The sequence below is a fragment of the Cylindrospermum sp. FACHB-282 genome (genome assembly GCF_014697195.1).
GTDB lineage: Bacteria > Cyanobacteriota > Cyanobacteriia > Cyanobacteriales > Nostocaceae > Cylindrospermum.
This window is the reverse complement of the sequence record NZ_JACJRJ010000002.1, coordinates 87,806-102,893: the sequence shown is the minus strand read 5'-3', so window position 1 is coordinate 102,893 and position 15,088 is coordinate 87,806. Positions and strand designations below refer to the sequence as shown.

Annotated in this window: 13 protein-coding genes; 5 read left to right on the top strand and 8 right to left on the bottom strand. The window is 41.8% G+C overall.

Annotation, left to right across the window (positions count from 1 at the left end; all coding sequences use genetic code 11):
* The first annotated feature begins 97 nt into the window (after positions 1-97).
* The 3 genes from cobA to H6G32_RS01520 all read left to right on the top strand — a co-directional run bounded on the left by cobA (position 98) and on the right by H6G32_RS01520 (position 3,235).
* Entirely contained in the window at positions 98-1,678 is a 1,581-nt protein-coding gene (cobA, locus tag H6G32_RS01530; protein ID WP_190453734.1) for a uroporphyrinogen-III C-methyltransferase, read from the top strand.
* A gap of 17 nt (positions 1,679-1,695) precedes the next feature.
* On the top strand, positions 1,696-2,292 hold the full coding sequence (coaE, locus tag H6G32_RS01525; protein ID WP_190453731.1) for a dephospho-CoA kinase: 597 nt from the start codon (positions 1,696-1,698) through the stop codon (positions 2,290-2,292).
* A 616-nt stretch (positions 2,293-2,908) separates the two neighbouring features.
* Positions 2,909-3,235, top strand: a complete 327-nt coding sequence (locus H6G32_RS01520) for a hypothetical protein (RefSeq protein WP_190453728.1) — start codon at positions 2,909-2,911, stop codon at positions 3,233-3,235.
* A gap of 119 nt (positions 3,236-3,354) precedes the next feature.
* Here the strand turns inward: H6G32_RS01520 and H6G32_RS01515 are convergent, their stop codons facing one another.
* From H6G32_RS01515 to H6G32_RS01495, 5 genes are all read right to left on the bottom strand, one after another.
* Positions 3,355-4,749 (bottom strand): TldD/PmbA family protein, encoded by a 1,395-nt coding sequence (locus H6G32_RS01515; protein ID WP_190453725.1) that lies wholly within the window; start codon positions 4,747-4,749, stop codon positions 3,355-3,357.
* A gap of 128 nt (positions 4,750-4,877) precedes the next feature.
* Positions 4,878-6,554: a hypothetical protein gene (locus H6G32_RS01510; RefSeq protein WP_199327947.1), complete on the bottom strand. Its 1,677-nt coding sequence runs from the start codon at positions 6,552-6,554 to the stop codon at positions 4,878-4,880.
* A 355-nt stretch (positions 6,555-6,909) separates the two neighbouring features.
* Positions 6,910-7,326: a hypothetical protein gene (locus H6G32_RS01505; protein ID WP_190453722.1), complete on the bottom strand. Its 417-nt coding sequence runs from the start codon at positions 7,324-7,326 to the stop codon at positions 6,910-6,912.
* Positions 7,323-8,162: an FAD-binding domain-containing protein gene (locus H6G32_RS01500; protein ID WP_190453718.1), complete on the bottom strand. Its 840-nt coding sequence runs from the start codon at positions 8,160-8,162 to the stop codon at positions 7,323-7,325. Before H6G32_RS01500 ends, H6G32_RS01505 begins: the two co-directional genes overlap by 4 nt.
* Positions 8,159-8,395, bottom strand: a complete 237-nt coding sequence (locus tag H6G32_RS01495) for a hypothetical protein (protein ID WP_190453715.1) — start codon at positions 8,393-8,395, stop codon at positions 8,159-8,161. Before H6G32_RS01495 ends, H6G32_RS01500 begins: the two co-directional genes overlap by 4 nt.
* A 24-nt stretch (positions 8,396-8,419) precedes the next feature.
* Here H6G32_RS01495 and bcp point away from each other — a divergent pair, with 24 nt between their 5' ends.
* Together bcp and H6G32_RS01485 are read left to right on the top strand one after the other, a co-directional pair.
* Positions 8,420-8,899, top strand: coding sequence for a thioredoxin-dependent thiol peroxidase (bcp, locus tag H6G32_RS01490; RefSeq protein WP_190453712.1), 480 nt, complete (start codon positions 8,420-8,422; stop codon positions 8,897-8,899).
* Between the two features lie 160 nt (positions 8,900-9,059).
* Positions 9,060-10,226: an IscS subfamily cysteine desulfurase gene (locus H6G32_RS01485; protein WP_190453709.1), complete on the top strand. Its 1,167-nt coding sequence runs from the start codon at positions 9,060-9,062 to the stop codon at positions 10,224-10,226.
* 48 nt (positions 10,227-10,274) lie between these two features.
* Here H6G32_RS01485 and H6G32_RS01480 read toward each other — a convergent pair whose 3' ends face one another.
* From H6G32_RS01480 to lepA, 3 genes are all read right to left on the bottom strand, one after another.
* Positions 10,275-11,264, bottom strand: coding sequence for a cyanophycinase (locus tag H6G32_RS01480; RefSeq protein ID WP_190453707.1), 990 nt, complete (start codon positions 11,262-11,264; stop codon positions 10,275-10,277).
* Positions 11,265-11,725: 461 nt separating this feature from the next.
* Entirely contained in the window at positions 11,726-12,916 is a 1,191-nt protein-coding gene (locus H6G32_RS01475; RefSeq protein ID WP_190453704.1) for a glycosyltransferase family 4 protein, read from the bottom strand.
* Positions 12,917-13,212: 296 nt separating this feature from the next.
* Complete coding sequence (gene lepA, locus H6G32_RS01470; protein ID WP_190453701.1) at positions 13,213-15,024, bottom strand: translation elongation factor 4; 1,812 nt, start codon at positions 15,022-15,024, stop codon at positions 13,213-13,215.
* Between the last annotated feature and the right edge of the window lie 64 nt (positions 15,025-15,088).

Here is a 15,088-nt window from a genome sequence, read left to right as displayed (position 1 = left end):
GAATCGAAAAATAATCCAAAATCCAAAATCTAAAATTGTTTGACTCTTGTTTTGGCTCAGATGAGGGTTTCTCTTCCTAATCAACTTAACTGAAATCATGGCTGAAGAAAAAGGCAAAGTTTACCTTGTAGGTGCTGGGCCTGGAGACGCCGCATACCTGACGGTAAAAGCTTACAATCTCTTAGCTGCGGCTCAAGTATTGGTCTATGATGCCTTAGTAGATGCCCAATTATTGCAGTGTGTACCACCTGATTGTTTAAAGCTGGATGTCGGTAAACGTGGTGGTAAACCCAGCACTTCCCAAACTGAAATTAACAAGTTACTAGTAAAATATTGCCAGGAAGGGAAACAAGTTGTCAGGCTAAAATCAGGCGATCCATTTATATTTGGGCGCTGTACTGCTGAAATTGAGGCATTAAAAGCATCGGGTTGTGAATTTGAAGTCATACCAGGAATTTCCTCAGCCCTTGCTGCACCCTTATTGGCAGGAATTCCGCTGACAGATCCGGTTCTCAGTTGCTGTTTTGCTGTGTTGACGGCACACGAACCAGAGGTTTTAGACTGGGAAGCGCTATCACGGTTGGAAACATTGGTGATTTTGATGGGGGGGCAAAATCTGCCAGAGATTGTCCATCAATTGGGGCGCTACGGGCGATCGCATTCCACGCCTATTGCCATTATCCGTTGGGCTGGAACTCCTAGTCAACAAATCTGGACAGCTGAACTGGGGAATATTCTCGAACAAACCGCTAGTTTATCTCTTTCTCCGGTGGTAATTGTGGTTGGGGAAGTTGTTAGGTTACGCAAGTACTTACAACCTGAGAAAATATATTCTGAACATTCAACTACAGTCAAAATTTTTAGTCCGTTAGCTATGTCAAGCAATCTCCCCCTCGCTGGTAAAACGATTCTGGTGACACGTTCAGTTGGACAATCGAGTCAATTTAGCGATCTCCTCACTGCATCAGGTGCAACAGTAATTGAAATGCCTACCTTAGAAATTGGCCCGCCGACTAGTTGGGAAGAGTTAGATCGGGCGATCGCTAATTTATCTGACTTTGACTGGTTAATCCTCACTTCTACCAACGGTGTAGACTACTTTTTTGCTAGGTTAACCGCCCTAGGTAAAGATACCCGTGCCTTAGCTAACCTCAAAATTGCCGTTGTTGGTGAAAAAACTGCTCAAAGTCTCAAACAATACGGCATCCAACCAGATTTTATTCCCCCCAGGTTTGTCGCTGATTCTTTAGTGGAAAATTTCCCTGAAGACATATCAGGTAAAACAGTTTTATTTCCTAGAGTTGAAAGCGGTGGTAGAGACGTTTTGGTAAAACAATTAACCGCCACAGGTGCCCAGGTGATAGAAGTTGCCGCTTATGAATCTTACTGTCCCAGTAGTATTCCCCCAGCAGCAGAGTTAGCTTTACAAAACCGTACAATAGATATAATTACTTTTGCTAGTTCTAAAACTGTGCAATTTTTCTGGCAATTAACAGCAAGTAAATTCGCAGAAAATATAGTTAAAACCTATTCAGACAAAATTTGTATTGCTTCTATTGGCCCCCAAACCTCAAAAACTTGCCGTGCTTTATTTGGGCGCGTAGATATAGAAGCGGAAGAATATACTTTAGAAGGCTTAACTCAAGCACTAATCAAATGGGCAACTAATTCTAAGTAACAAATGACTAATGACTAATGAAAAAACGCTTAATCGGCTTAACTGGTGGTATCGCTACTGGTAAAACTACTGTTGCCAATTATTTGGCTAGTGCTTACAATCTGCCGGTTTTGGATGCAGATATTTATGCTAGAGATACAGTAACTATAGGTTCGCCTATTCTCGGTGCGATCGCTCAACGTTATGGGACACAGATTTTATCAGCAGATGGTAGCCTTAACCGTCAATATCTAGGGGAAGTTATTTTTAATTCTCCACAAGAACGCCATTGGTTAGAAGGATTGATTCATCCTCAAGTAAGAAAGCGCTCTCTCAATGCCATTGCTGAATCACCTGCACAAACACTGGTGTTAGTCATACCTTTATTATTTGAAGCTGAAATGACCGATTTGGTTACTGAAATCTGGGTAGTAAGTTGTTCACAGCAACAGCAAATTCAAAGATTAATACAAAGAAATAATTTAAATACAGAACAAGCAATAGCGAGGATTAACAGCCAATTATCTATGGACGAAAAAGTCTCTCGTGCTGATGTTGTTTTAGATAATTCTTCCACCCTAGCCCTACTACTGAAGCAGGTAGATGAAGCCCTGAAAAAAGGGAGTAATGACTAATACTCAACCTTGAACAGCTTTTTCTTAGCGTAGTCTGCCACAGGTATATTTTGACAAGATTTACCCAATAAGTAATACCAATTCAAAATTCTCTCATAGAGCCTACGGCACCCTACGCGAACGCTATTTTGCACTACAAATATCCTGTAATTATTTACGTTGCTCTACTTAAGTTAGTTCGGTAAGGTAGTAATTTTACGGTTTAAATCTTTAATTTTTTTTTAAAATATTAATTAATCATAAAATATTCAAAAAGAATGATTTTTACTCTTTAGTGCTGAATTACAATAAAAATCTTTAAGGCTGTTTACAATAAAATTCTGGGAATTTATGTATTCCTGTTTATGGGTGTAGATACTTTGTTCTTTTGGGTGGTTCATTGTCTTAATTACATCATAATCCAGTTGATTACTGACTAGATTTTTCACGCCTTCTGTTCCGGATTGGTGACTGCTCAAGATTTAGATTCATCTAGCGATCGCTATTATTGAAGGTATTAAAAACAGAGCCGCCCACGGTTAGTACAAAAACGTTTTATGTTTAATTAGGTTGAGCTACTTAGAAGCCAGAATTTTGATTTTTTAGATATATTCTTCTTCTTTGGGATAACTCACTTATGTCTTTTATCAGAACAGGTATGAACTTAAGTTGGAGTTTTTTAAGTTTATTCACCGTGCTTTTTCGCCCGAAACATGAATTGAAACGGCAGCATAAAGCACATGATTACAGCGAATTAGTTTGGGGAAGCGACTACATATTTGAGTCGCTAAATGAAGGCATGCGAGGTTGTATGACTGGATTTGGTAAAGGTATCAAACCTGGCGATCTCATTATTTTGCAACAAGATCGGAAATTTTATCGTTATCAAATTGAGGAAATTGATTATTACTCTGACCCTGCCGATATGTGGATAGCTTTACTCAAGCCAGTACTGATTGAGTAATAAAACTTAAACTTGGCTCATGAGGAAGGTGCATTTTCCATGAATTTTAAGTTAGTCCTTGTCTTGCTAACTTCCTTTGTATGGTTCTGCAACTTCTAGTTCTTCGGCATTTCCCAATCTTAAGCTTCTCCCCCAACAACTACATCTCGAATTCGCAGACTAGGGCCACCACAACCTACAGGTAAACCGTTTTGTCCACCTTTACCGCAACCCCCGGATTCATCCCAGTAGAAGTCATCACCAATTGCTTCAATATCCGCTAGGGTTTGGAAAACATTACCCGACAGCGTTACATCCCGCACAGGTTCAGTAATCTTGCCGTTTCTAATCATCCACGCTTCCCCAGCGCTAAAGGTGAACATTTCTCCATTGGTCATCCCCCCTAACCAATTGCGGGCATATACTCCTTCTTTAATGCCAGTAAATAAGTCTTCAACTGGCGTATTACCCCTAGCAATCCAGGTATTGGTCATGCGGACAATGGGCGAAAAGTGGTAATTGAGACAACGGGCGTTACCTGTAGGTGCTTCCGCCAATTTGCCAGCGGTTTCACGGGAATGTAAACGCCCCACTAAAACACCATTTTTAATCAGTTGGGTAGTAGTAGCAGGTGTGCCTTCGTCGTCGTACAAATAACTACCACGATGTCCCTCTGGGGCAGCACCATCAAAAATTTGCAGTTCTGCTGGGCCAAAGCGCCGTCCAATAGTCATGACTTCCAGCAAGTCGGGGTTTTCGTAAGCCATATCAGCTTCCGAAAGATGCCCAAAGGCTTCGTGGACAAATAAACCGCTGAGAATTGGGTCAATTACTACGCTGTAAGTGTTGCCTTTCACTGATGGTAGAGATAAGGCCCCAACGGCTCTTTCGGCGGCACTCTTGACTTGTGTATCTAAATCTGTTAAATCTTCGTAGGCTTTGCGAGAACCAGTAGTTTCCCTGCCAGTTTGTACGGTTTCGCCGTTTCTAGCGGTGGCAGCAAAGCGCATTTCCATATCTACCCAAGATTGCTGAATCAAGGTGCCTTCCGAGGTAGCGAGGATCACTTTTTGGGCGCTGTCAGCGTAGCGCACGGAGGTAGTGGTAATGCGAGAGTCAACACTTTTGAGCAAGTCGGTATAGCGATCGCACAATTCTTTCTTTTGCCTCAGGTCAATTTTGCGCGGATCGACACCAGTCAAGGGTAACTGGCAGATGACTTGCACCGGATCAATGGGGGCTAGCAAAGTTTCTTCATCACCAACCATTCGCGCAGCTGCGATCGCTTCCTCTATCCGTTCTTTAATCGTCGCCAGCTGGTTAAAGCTACTCAACCCCCATCCACCTTTATAACAAGCGCGAATATGCCCACCAATAGAGATGCCTTCGCAGAGAGTTTCTACCTTGTCGCCACGCAACAAGATATCCGTCCCTTCAGCTTCTTCCAGGCGAATCATCAGATAGTCTACGCGGGATGCGTAGCGGGCAATCAAGTCAGAAAGCAAATTTTGTGCGTCAGCAAGTGTAGTCGGCATTTCCAGGTATTCACCATGACTAACCACATTTATTTTGCATTTTTTTGGGCAACCTTTACTACTGAATAAGGAATTTAAATTGTCCCACTGCCAAACAACAGTGTTTGATATCTTACTTAAACTAAATATTATCGCTGAGATGAACGAACAATACAGTCTGCTCTTAGTATCATAAAACGTTCAGTTTCTAAAACAGCACATTGTTTACTTACCCTCGCTAACGCTGGAATATCCCCCTGTTTCAAACTGCTTAAAGCCTCCGTAAAAGCCGGTTGAAAACTTTTCAGCCAAGTTTTGTTGGTCAAATACTCAAGCTTAAAAGCTGAACTTTCCAGAATCCAAAAATTGACTCCATACTTTTGAATTAACTTTTGTACTTTTGCTAAATCCTGACTGTATTGAGCCTCAATCAAATCGGTAGTGCGTTGGCGCATTGGTAAGTAATAACCAAGATGGAAAGGAAGCGCATATTCTCTAGCCACTAAAACAGAACGGTGGGCAAAAGTCGGGATATTATCCGCTTCATCAGAGAGAGAAGCAATCAGACTATTTTTTGGTTGCTTTTGCAGATATTCATATATAGCAGACTCTCCAGATGCTCTGTAATCCGTAGTTGGAAAGCGTCCCGATAAATTAGGGTAGAGAAAGAGTACACCTACTAAACTTACTGTTAATCCCAGTTGCCAAAACCTTCGTTTTTGTAGATAAGCATCAAAAAAACTATCCAACATCACAATTAAAGTGATTCCCGCAGCTATTGCCAAGATAATTCGGAAAGTATGAACTGTATACCGAGTAGGAAAAAATAACTTAAGTAGTAAAAAATGAGCAGCAAAATATAAAGTCAAGGATACTATAATAATTTCCGGCAATAATCTAATTTTAAGCTTAACTAAACTGACCAAGGGAAAGCGAAACCGATAGCGCATTACCAGGGGAAAAAACAACCCAATCCAAATCAGCGGCGGCATTAACGGCGGGAGGATGCCGCTATGTTGTCCAATCAGCCAAAACCTGCCAGGATTCTGGTCAAAAAAAGGATGCCGTCCACCTGTCCAGAGTTCTGGCATCTTCCAGGCTTGAGTTGCTGTGACAACTGGGCCAAATTTAGAAGAAGCTAAAGCATAGGGCAACATTACTAAAAACCCTAATCCTAGGCAAGCTACCAGCAAAAAATAATTACTCCGTAATCGCAGACACAAAATTCCCAGAGAAATAAGTAATAGTGGAGGATAGAAAAGTCCTTGCAGAATAATTATCAGGCAAATAATTAGCCAGGATTCACGTAAAAGATAATAGAGAAATGCCAAGAACAAAGGATAAATAAAAGCCCTAGGTGTGGCAGAAACCAAGTCATCCTTAAACCAAAGACTTTGATTGAGTAACAAAGTAGTGATAAATCCAGCAGATGGCACTGGAAACAATTCAAGACATAGCCAAAAACAATAAATGGTAATAATAAAGCCCAACACAATGGGCAAAATTTTACTCAACAAAAGCGGATTGATGCCAAAACTTGCCATCAGTTTAAAAACTGCGGCATATCCAAATGGTGTAATGGATTTAAAATAATCGGCAATCAAATCATGAGGCAGTAATTCTGGATCTATAAATCGCTGCATCCAAAATACATATTCTCGCGCATCATCCTGAACGACATATTCACTTCTGAAGGCTCTCTGTAGTCCTAAAATACCATAAAATGCTGCAAAAATTAGGCTACTAATTAACCAAAATATAACAGATTTACAGTTGTATTTATCTATTGGTGCAGTTAAAAATTTACGCGGATGGGATAATAACATTGCTATTAAGATACTGCTAAATCACTTTTTAAAGTATTCAATATAGAACTTACGCATTGACAAACAATGGTGAATATGTTCATCAATTTTATTCATTGAAACTCCTATAAATTGTGCGTTAGGGAACGCACACTACGTGTAGGACGCGTAAAGAGACCCATCGAAAAAGCTTGAAAAAAGGGTAAATTTGTACAGTGCGTAAGTCCTACAATAAAATCATATATTTTCAATGAAGCTGAGGTTTATTAACTATAGCTTGCTTATTTTGTATTTACACAAATCAAATAGCTTTTGCTTCCTACCTTCTAAAGAGTGAAGACAGGAATCAAATAGATAATAAATAATTCTTGTTTAGCTATTCAAAAAGATATTTCTCGGCAACTTTCCAATAGCGCGAAAACCGCTTTAAGTCAATATAGCCGTCATAGTCAAAAAATGGCTCTACCTCTAGCTCTTTCAGAGTTACAGAATGCTCAATTTGCTTGCAGATATCATTAAACCGGGGGCTGGGACTTGCTGCTGTCACCACTAAGTTAGCATTATGCTCTTGGGAAAAGGCTAAAATTTCTGATGCCACATTGCCACGGCGAATCACAACGGGTAACTCTAGTAAGCATTCATATATAAAGGTCAGGCGTTTGAGACTCAGTTGCCATTCTTCTATTAAAGCATCGTCCCAAACCCAAATAGCTGGAGCATTGGGGTATTTTTGGAGTGCGGGATTTTTGGGGCTAAGACAGTCTCCATGTATCCAAACAATTGGTTGATTCATCGCTTTTTGCCACGCTGCCAACTTTGGCTATTTGGTTGTTTGTTAAATTCCCCATTGGGAAAAAGTCGCTGTTCTAGTTCTTCATAGCTGCCTTCAAAGTCACAATGACCATAAAGGGGACATTTGCGACAGTAAACGCCTTTGGTGTAGCGTTCTAGGTTCTCGCGGTTGAAGAAATAGGGTTTATGGCTAAATGTGCTGGCAACCCACTGCCATGACATATTATTACTAGCTGGGTCACCATCGAGAAGATGTTGGAGAAACCATTTCGCTCCTGCTTGCCAACGAATCTGCCGCCAATGAACAATGTAAGCTGCTAGCCACATCCGGGGGTGGTTGTGTAGGTAGCCAGTTTCTCGTAAGTCGCGGCTAAAACTGTCGATGCAAACTAGTCCTGTGGTGCTTTCTTGGATATCTTGGGGTAAATCTGCTGCATAGCGCTTGGGTGCGTAACCGGTTTTGTATTCTTCTTGATCTTGCCAAATACCATTTTTTAATTTGATATATAATCGCTGCCAGTAGTCACGCCAACCCAATTCGTTAATCAGTTTAGTGGCGTCGTCTGGGTGCTTGACACCGTTAACCACATAATCGCGAATTTCTCGCAAGCTGAAAACGCCATAACGAATATAAGGCGAAAGTCGCGTTACTGCGCCAGTTAATAAGTTACGTGTTTTTGCATAGACTGCTGGGTCTATTTTTTGCAGTACTTCCTCCCCGGCTTGGCGTCCACCCACAATCGTGCTGATATGGTTATCGGCGGTGGGGAATTGTTCTCGGAGGTAGGCTACCAATTCCTCACGGTTGGCAAATTCGCGACGCATATTTTGAGTCATGGGACTTTGGCAGGATGAGAATGGACGAAGTGAAACCACATTATCATCGCATTTTCACTTTCACTTTTGCGATCGCTCTTTTGAGGTGGAAATAACTTTTTTATAGTCATAAATGATGAAAATGTGCGATCGCCCTGATTGCTAATTTTCTTCCGGGATATCAGTTTTGCGCCTCTGGGTGAGACAAAAAAACCTTGTAGTGGCAAAGTGCAATATCTCGCTACAATACTCAAGCCCCAATCTCTAAAAATCCCATCATGACCAATATTCCCCAAACTGGACAACCAGCGCCTGACTTCTCCACCCCCGACCAAAATGACAACCTAGTTACTCTTGGCGACTTAAGCGGACAGTGGATTATCCTTTACTTCTACCCCAAAGACGACACCCCCGGCTGTACCACAGAAGCAAAAGACTTTACCGACTTATATCAAGACTTCAGCCAACTAGGAGCCAAAATATTAGGCGTTAGCCCAGATTCGGGTAAAACCCATTGCAAATTTATTAATAAACATAACTTATCAATCACCCTCTTGAGTGACCCAGAACATATTCTGACAGAAGCCTATGGTGCTTGGCGCTTAAAAAAGTTTATGGGTAAAGAATATATGGGTGTAGCTCGTTCAACATTTCTAATTTCCCCTGATAGAATCATCGCCCATGCTTGGCCCAATGTCAAAGCCAAAGGTCATGCTCAAGCAGTGTTAACAAAATTGCAAGAATTAGCAGTTAATTGAAAGTTGGTGATATTTAATCACACCACTTAAAAACTGCCAAGCAGATATTATACAATAAAAGTATTACCGCGTCTGATAAATTTACTTTCTCCCCAGGAGAAAATGAACTGTACCAAGTTCTCAGCATATTAAAAAAATTAGGTCAAATTTTGAATTACTTATGTCTAATCGCCCTATTTATCTCGATTGTCACGCTACCACACCCGTAGATGAACGGGTACTAGCTGCCATGATTCCCTACTTCACAGAAAACTTTGGCAACCCAGCCAGTAATAATCATGTTTACGGTTGGGAAGCAGAAGCGGCTGTGAGACAAACGCGGGAAATTCTAGCAGCAGCTATTAACGCCACACCAGAAGAAATTGTTTTTACCAGTGGCGCAACAGAAGCTAATAACTTAGCTATTAAAGGTGTTGCTGAAACTTATTTTTCCAAAGGTCAGCATATTATTACTGTTGCCACAGAACATAGTGCAGTTCTTGACCCTTGCAAATATTTAAAAACCCTTGGTTTTGAAATTACAATTCTCCCAGTTCAACAAGATGGACTGATTGATTTAACTGAGTTAGAAAAAGCTTTGCGTCCTGAGACAATTTTAGTATCAGTGATGGCGGCAAATAATGAAATTGGTGTATTACAGCCCTTAGAAAAAATTGGGGAAATTTGCCGCGATCGCCAAATCCTATTTCACACAGATGCAGCTCAGGCAATTGGTAAAATTCCTCTCGATGTGCAAGGCATGAATATTGATTTGCTGTCCATGACGGCACATAAAATATACGGGCCGAAAGGCATCGGGGCCCTATACGTCCGCAGGCGCAACCCCAGAGTCCAAATTGCTCCCCAGATGCATGGTGGTGGACATGAGCGAGGCATGCGTTCTGGGACTTTGTATACACCGCAAATTGTCGGTTTTGGGAAAGCTGTAGAAATCGCTTTAGTAGAACAAGCAAAAGAAAACCAACGCTTAATGGAACTTAGGCAAAGATTATGGTTACAGCTTTCAAGCTTGGGGGGAGTTAATCTCAACGGAGATCCTACCCAACGACTAGCGGGAAACTTGAATATCAGTGTTGAGGGGGTGGATGGTGCCGCGCTGTCCCTCGGATTACAACCAGTAATGGCAGTGTCTTCTGGTTCTGCTTGCACCTCGGCAAACACTTCACCCTCTCATGTTCTCACAGCACTGGGACACTCACCACAGCTAGCTTATGCCTCGGTACGCTTTGGTATTGGACGTTTCAACACCCCAGAAGAAATTGACAAAGTCGCACAACAGGCAATTTCTACTATTGAAAGTTTACGCAAGCAAACCACTCTGGTGTAGAAATCAATTCAAAATGAAGAATTCAATCTTTCCATTTTGCATTATTGATCAATAGGGATTTGAGTTGATCCGTCCCCGCTTAACACTCCTGAGGTAATACCCTGATATCGGTCTATTTTTCAAGTTGAATGTGCCACCACTCCTAACTTTCCAAATCTTGTAGTTAGAAAAAGTCAGCGGAGTTCTGGGTTCGCATACTTCTGGCTTGTGATCACCAAGTACAAAATAAACTGAACCCTTACCCATAACTTTAGCCAAACCGTTTTTATCTACAACTATCGAAGTACCTTCACTCACCGCTATCCCTAAAGCGCTACTCGATACACCGTCCTTAATCTGACGAGCAATGAAAGCCATCAAACGACCCATTCTTTCACGCTTATCGAAGTGTGTATCTACGATGGTGCCGTTGAGATTCTTCCATGTGAAAAAGTTGTAAGTAAAGGTAATATTCCGGTAGGGATCTTCAAGTGCATCCCTAGCATCAACGCTGTTTTCACAGGCATTAAAGATGTAATCACCTTGGATCATTGCACCCGCGCTGGTGCCACCAATACCACCACCTCTTTTGTAAACTGACTCGACGGCAGCCTTTAGCTTAGTGTTTTTCCAGTTGCGGATGTATTTACATTGGTCGCCACCAGCAAAGAAAATCACTTCGGCTTTCTTCACCTTATCGAGCACTTCAGGTTTGTTAGCATCATCTCTGTTGTTAATAAAGAGTGTTTCCACCGAGTCCACTCCCTTCATGGCGTAAATTGGTAGATTGTAGCCATCACTCCCAGATGCCCGAATAACTACAACATCAACTTTGGTAGCGCAGTTAGTACACCCGCGAACCTGGTTAATCATCCACTGAATCGCCTCATCTACATCGGGCCCACCCCCACCCAAGTTAAAGACAGGGCCAGCTAAGGAGGGAGTGACATCATCAGCGTTACCCTTCAAATAACGCTTCACCTTGGTTTCAATAGGTAATGCCAGCAAGCCTGCGATAATCAACAACAGTGCCACCCCAATCTGGAACCACTTTGTCATCAGCTTGCCCTCTGGATAGAACTGCAATTTTCACTTCTGTATTTCATCCTCAAACTCCACTTCATTAAATTTGGGGATCAAAGACAGGATCTAACAACAAAGGTCGTAGATTTTCTGTAGCAAAATATAGATTATCCAAAATAGTTGTTTTAGATAACCTGAGGTAATAGGTATGGGAAATAAAGCCTCTATATTTAGACTCTACCCTAACAAAACACGGCCAGATTTTTTAGTCAAGTGTTTTGGATAATCACACTTTGTATATAACCATTTTTTAAGAATTACAATAAATATTGATGCAGACTTGAAAAAGTATTTAAGATATAATAGAAATTGAGCAAAAATACTGTTTATTTCAAAAAGTGAATTTGATTTTTTTAATTTATTGCCTAAGACAAGCCTTGCTCAGGACAGCTAAAATTAGCTGTCCCAAACGTCACATATAAAACAATTTAATCAATTTAAAACCAAACAACTTGCGATCGCTCTCGCATAACTCGCTGATAAACAGCTGCTGTTTGTTTGGCTAATTTCGGCCAGCTAAAGCGTCTTCCTAAATCCTCATAAGCATTATCAACTAGCCATTGTCCATAACCTGGATTTTGCAACACTTCCAGTATTCCCCAAGCAAGAGAATCAGAGTTGTTTGCCCAGGTAATCACACCTGTTTTGGTATGTTGTACTACTTCGGGAAAGCCGCCTGCATCAGAAACTACTACAGGTACGCGAGAAGCAAAGCTTTCTAAGGCAACAATACCAAATGGTTCATAAAGACTAGGAAATACTGCACAATCGGCGACAGTTTGGAATTTATCTAAGTATTCGTCGGAGAGAAAGCCAGTGAAATAGCATTTGTGCCAAATTCCTAAATCCTCAGCTTGGCGCTTGAGATGGTCGGTATTTCCGCCACCAATAATCACAAATTTAACGTTACCCCCCATTTGAGCGAGTATTTTGGGAGCGGCATTAAGCAATACAGGTATACCCTTTTCATAGGTCATGCGACCGAGGTAATAAACAATTTTTTCATGATCACAGGCAAATTGACGGCGAAAATCCTGAGCATAAAAATCTTTGTGCTGCTGTTTTTTTTCTGGGCGGATACCGTTATAAATGATATCAATTTTGTTCCCAGGACTGTGTAACGCTTGCTCTACTTCCCGTCGCATATAGTGGCTACAAACGATTACTCGCCAAGCATTGTAAGCTAGTAGGTTTTCTTTGCTATTAATATAATGTTGGGTATCATTGTGAATACCGTTATAGCGCCCGTGTTCAGTAGCATGAATTGTCGCAATTAAGGGGATTTTAAAGTTGTGTTTGAGTGCGATCGCTGCATCTCCTACTAACCAATCATGAGCATGGATTAAATCAAACGGGCCTTCCTCCAAAAGCAACTTACCACCGTGATGCCCCATACTCGCATTCAGGTTAACTACCCAATGGAAAAAATCGTTACTGTAAGACACTGGCACTCGATGCACATATACTCCCTCAACCACTTCATACAGTGATGCCTGAGCATACTCTACCGTGATCAAGTGGATTTCATGGCCTAGCTTCACTAATTCCGGATACAACTCAGCCACATGACGCGCAATTCCTCCTACGATCCTTGGCGGAAATTCCCAACTCAGTACTAGTATCTTCATTGACTTAACTCCCTGATGATTTACAAATATCTAAAATTTTTTAATTTTTTTGGCAAGACGATATCTGATCAAAGATTATCAAGGTTATGGAACTGACTGCACTTTTCTCAATCATTTAGGATTTACGCATACCTATATCAGAAACCCGGTTTCTTCAAGAAACCGGGCTTTTAACTATCTGTGATTTGGGCTTGACAGAGATTCAGTATTAGAAAAAGACAAGGGAGAAATTTCTCCAATAATCCCCCTTTCTCCTCCTGGGAGTAAAAAGTTCCCAGTTTTGGCTTTTTTAGCAGCTAGTTTTGATCTAAGCGTAACACTGCCATAAAAGCTTCCTGGGGGACGTCCACTGTCCCTACAGATTTCATCCGCTTTTTACCCTTTGCCTGCTTTTGTAAGAGTTTCTTTTTCCGGCTAATATCACCGCCGTAGCACTTGGCTAGCACGTCTTTCCGCAAGGCGGGGATGTGTTCGCTGGCAATAACTTTACTGCCAATAGATGCCTGAATTGGCACTTTGAATTGGTGGCGAGGAATCAGTTCTTTTAACTTCTCAGCCATTGATCTACCTACATTGTAGGCTTTATCTCGGTGGACAATCATCGCCAAAGAATCCACTGGATCACCGTTAATCATAATATCCAGTTTTACCAAAGGATTTTCACGGTAGCCGATCAGATGATATTCCATACTGGCGTAACCACGCGATCGCGATTTCATTTGGTCAAAAAAGTCAGTGACCACTTCCGCCAAAGGTAGCTCGTAGGTCAGTGTGGTGCGTCCTTGGGTAAGATATTTCATATCCTTGAAGATGCCACGCCGATTTTGCGACAACTCCATTAAAGAGCCAACGTAGGTTTCTGGCGTAATCATTTCTACTTTGACGTAGGGTTCCTCGATTCTTTCGCGTTCGTTAGGTGAGGGTAAGCGGCTGGGATTATCAATGTACAGTTCTTCTCCTTTGATGGTGATTACTTTGTAAACCACCGAAGGGGCTGTAATGATTAAATCTAGGTTGTACTCTCGCTCTAACCGTTCTTGGACTATTTCCATGTGCAGTAACCCCAAAAACCCGCAACGGAAGCCAAACCCCATGGCGCTAGAAGTTTCTGGTTCGTAGTGTAGGGCCGCATCGTTGAGTTCGAGCTTTTCTAGGGCTTCCCGCAAGTCTTCAAATTGGTCTGCATCAATGGGGAACATCCCGCAAAAGACCATTGGGTTAGCTTCGGTGTAACCAGGCAGAGCTGCGGCAGCTTGGGCGTTAGCTAGGGTAATTGTATCTCCCACCCGTGCATCGGCTACAGCTCTAATTGATGCGCCTAAATAGCCTACTTCTCCAGCGTGCAGTTCTTCAACTTGCTTTTGGGTAGGAGAGAGTACACCCAACTCATCAATTTCATATTCTTTGTCTGATGCCATCAAATGGATGCGATCGCCTTTTTTGACTGTGCCATCCATCACCCGGAAATAGACAATTACCCCTCGGTAACTATCATAGTAGCTATCAAAAATTAACGCCCGTAAGCGTTCATTGACTGTATTAGATGGTGGCGGTATGCGATCAACAACTGCTTCTAAAATCTCATCAATCCCCAGTCCTTCTTTAGCAGAAGCCAGAATTGCACCACTGCAATCTAGACCAATAATTTCTTCAATTTCGCCGATTACCCGCTCTGGTTCTGCCCCCGGCAAATCGATTTTATTCAAAACTGGGATAATTTCTAGGTTATGCTCCAGCGCTAAATACACATTCGCCAAAGTTTGTGCTTCCACACCTTGGGAAGCATCTACCACCAACAGTGCCCCTTCACAAGCAGCCAGAGAGCGTGACACTTCATAAGAAAAATCTACGTGACCAGGAGTATCAATTAAGTTGAGAACATACTGCTGACCATCTTTAGCTGTGTAGTTCATCCGGGCAGCTTGCAGCTTAATTGTAATGCCGCGCTCCCGTTCCAGATCCATATTGTCGAGAAACTGTTCCTTCATTTGTCGGCTTTCTACAGTGCCAGTGGCTTGTAGTAAGCGATCGGCGAGGGTTGATTTCCCGTGGTCAATGTGAGCGATAATACAAAAATTGCGAATGCGAACTGCGGGAACGTCAGTCATATACTATTTGTGCTAAAGCAGCAACCAAAGTGAAAGCAATTTACTTAATGTATTTTAATGCTTT

Excerpts from the sequence above, each read along its gene's own strand:
- cobA (WP_190453734.1), top strand. The coding sequence starts at position 98 with ATGGCTGAAGAAAAAGGCAAAGTTTACCTTGTAGGTGCTGGGCCTGGA.
- coaE (WP_190453731.1), top strand. The coding sequence starts at position 1,696 with ATGAAAAAACGCTTAATCGGCTTAACTGGTGGTATCGCTACTGGTAAA.
- H6G32_RS01520 (WP_190453728.1), top strand. The coding sequence starts at position 2,909 with ATGTCTTTTATCAGAACAGGTATGAACTTAAGTTGGAGTTTTTTAAGT.
- H6G32_RS01515 (WP_190453725.1), bottom strand. The coding sequence starts at position 4,749 with ATGCCGACTACACTTGCTGACGCACAAAATTTGCTTTCTGACTTGATT.
- H6G32_RS01510 (WP_199327947.1), bottom strand. The coding sequence starts at position 6,554 with ATGTTATTATCCCATCCGCGTAAATTTTTAACTGCACCAATAGATAAA.
- H6G32_RS01505 (WP_190453722.1), bottom strand. The coding sequence starts at position 7,326 with ATGAATCAACCAATTGTTTGGATACATGGAGACTGTCTTAGCCCCAAA.
- H6G32_RS01500 (WP_190453718.1), bottom strand. The coding sequence starts at position 8,162 with ATGACTCAAAATATGCGTCGCGAATTTGCCAACCGTGAGGAATTGGTA.
- bcp (WP_190453712.1), top strand. The coding sequence starts at position 8,420 with ATGACCAATATTCCCCAAACTGGACAACCAGCGCCTGACTTCTCCACC.
- H6G32_RS01485 (WP_190453709.1), top strand. The coding sequence starts at position 9,060 with ATGTCTAATCGCCCTATTTATCTCGATTGTCACGCTACCACACCCGTA.
- H6G32_RS01480 (WP_190453707.1), bottom strand. The coding sequence starts at position 11,264 with ATGACAAAGTGGTTCCAGATTGGGGTGGCACTGTTGTTGATTATCGCA.
- H6G32_RS01475 (WP_190453704.1), bottom strand. The coding sequence starts at position 12,916 with ATGAAGATACTAGTACTGAGTTGGGAATTTCCGCCAAGGATCGTAGGA.
- lepA (WP_190453701.1), bottom strand. The coding sequence starts at position 15,024 with ATGACTGACGTTCCCGCAGTTCGCATTCGCAATTTTTGTATTATCGCT.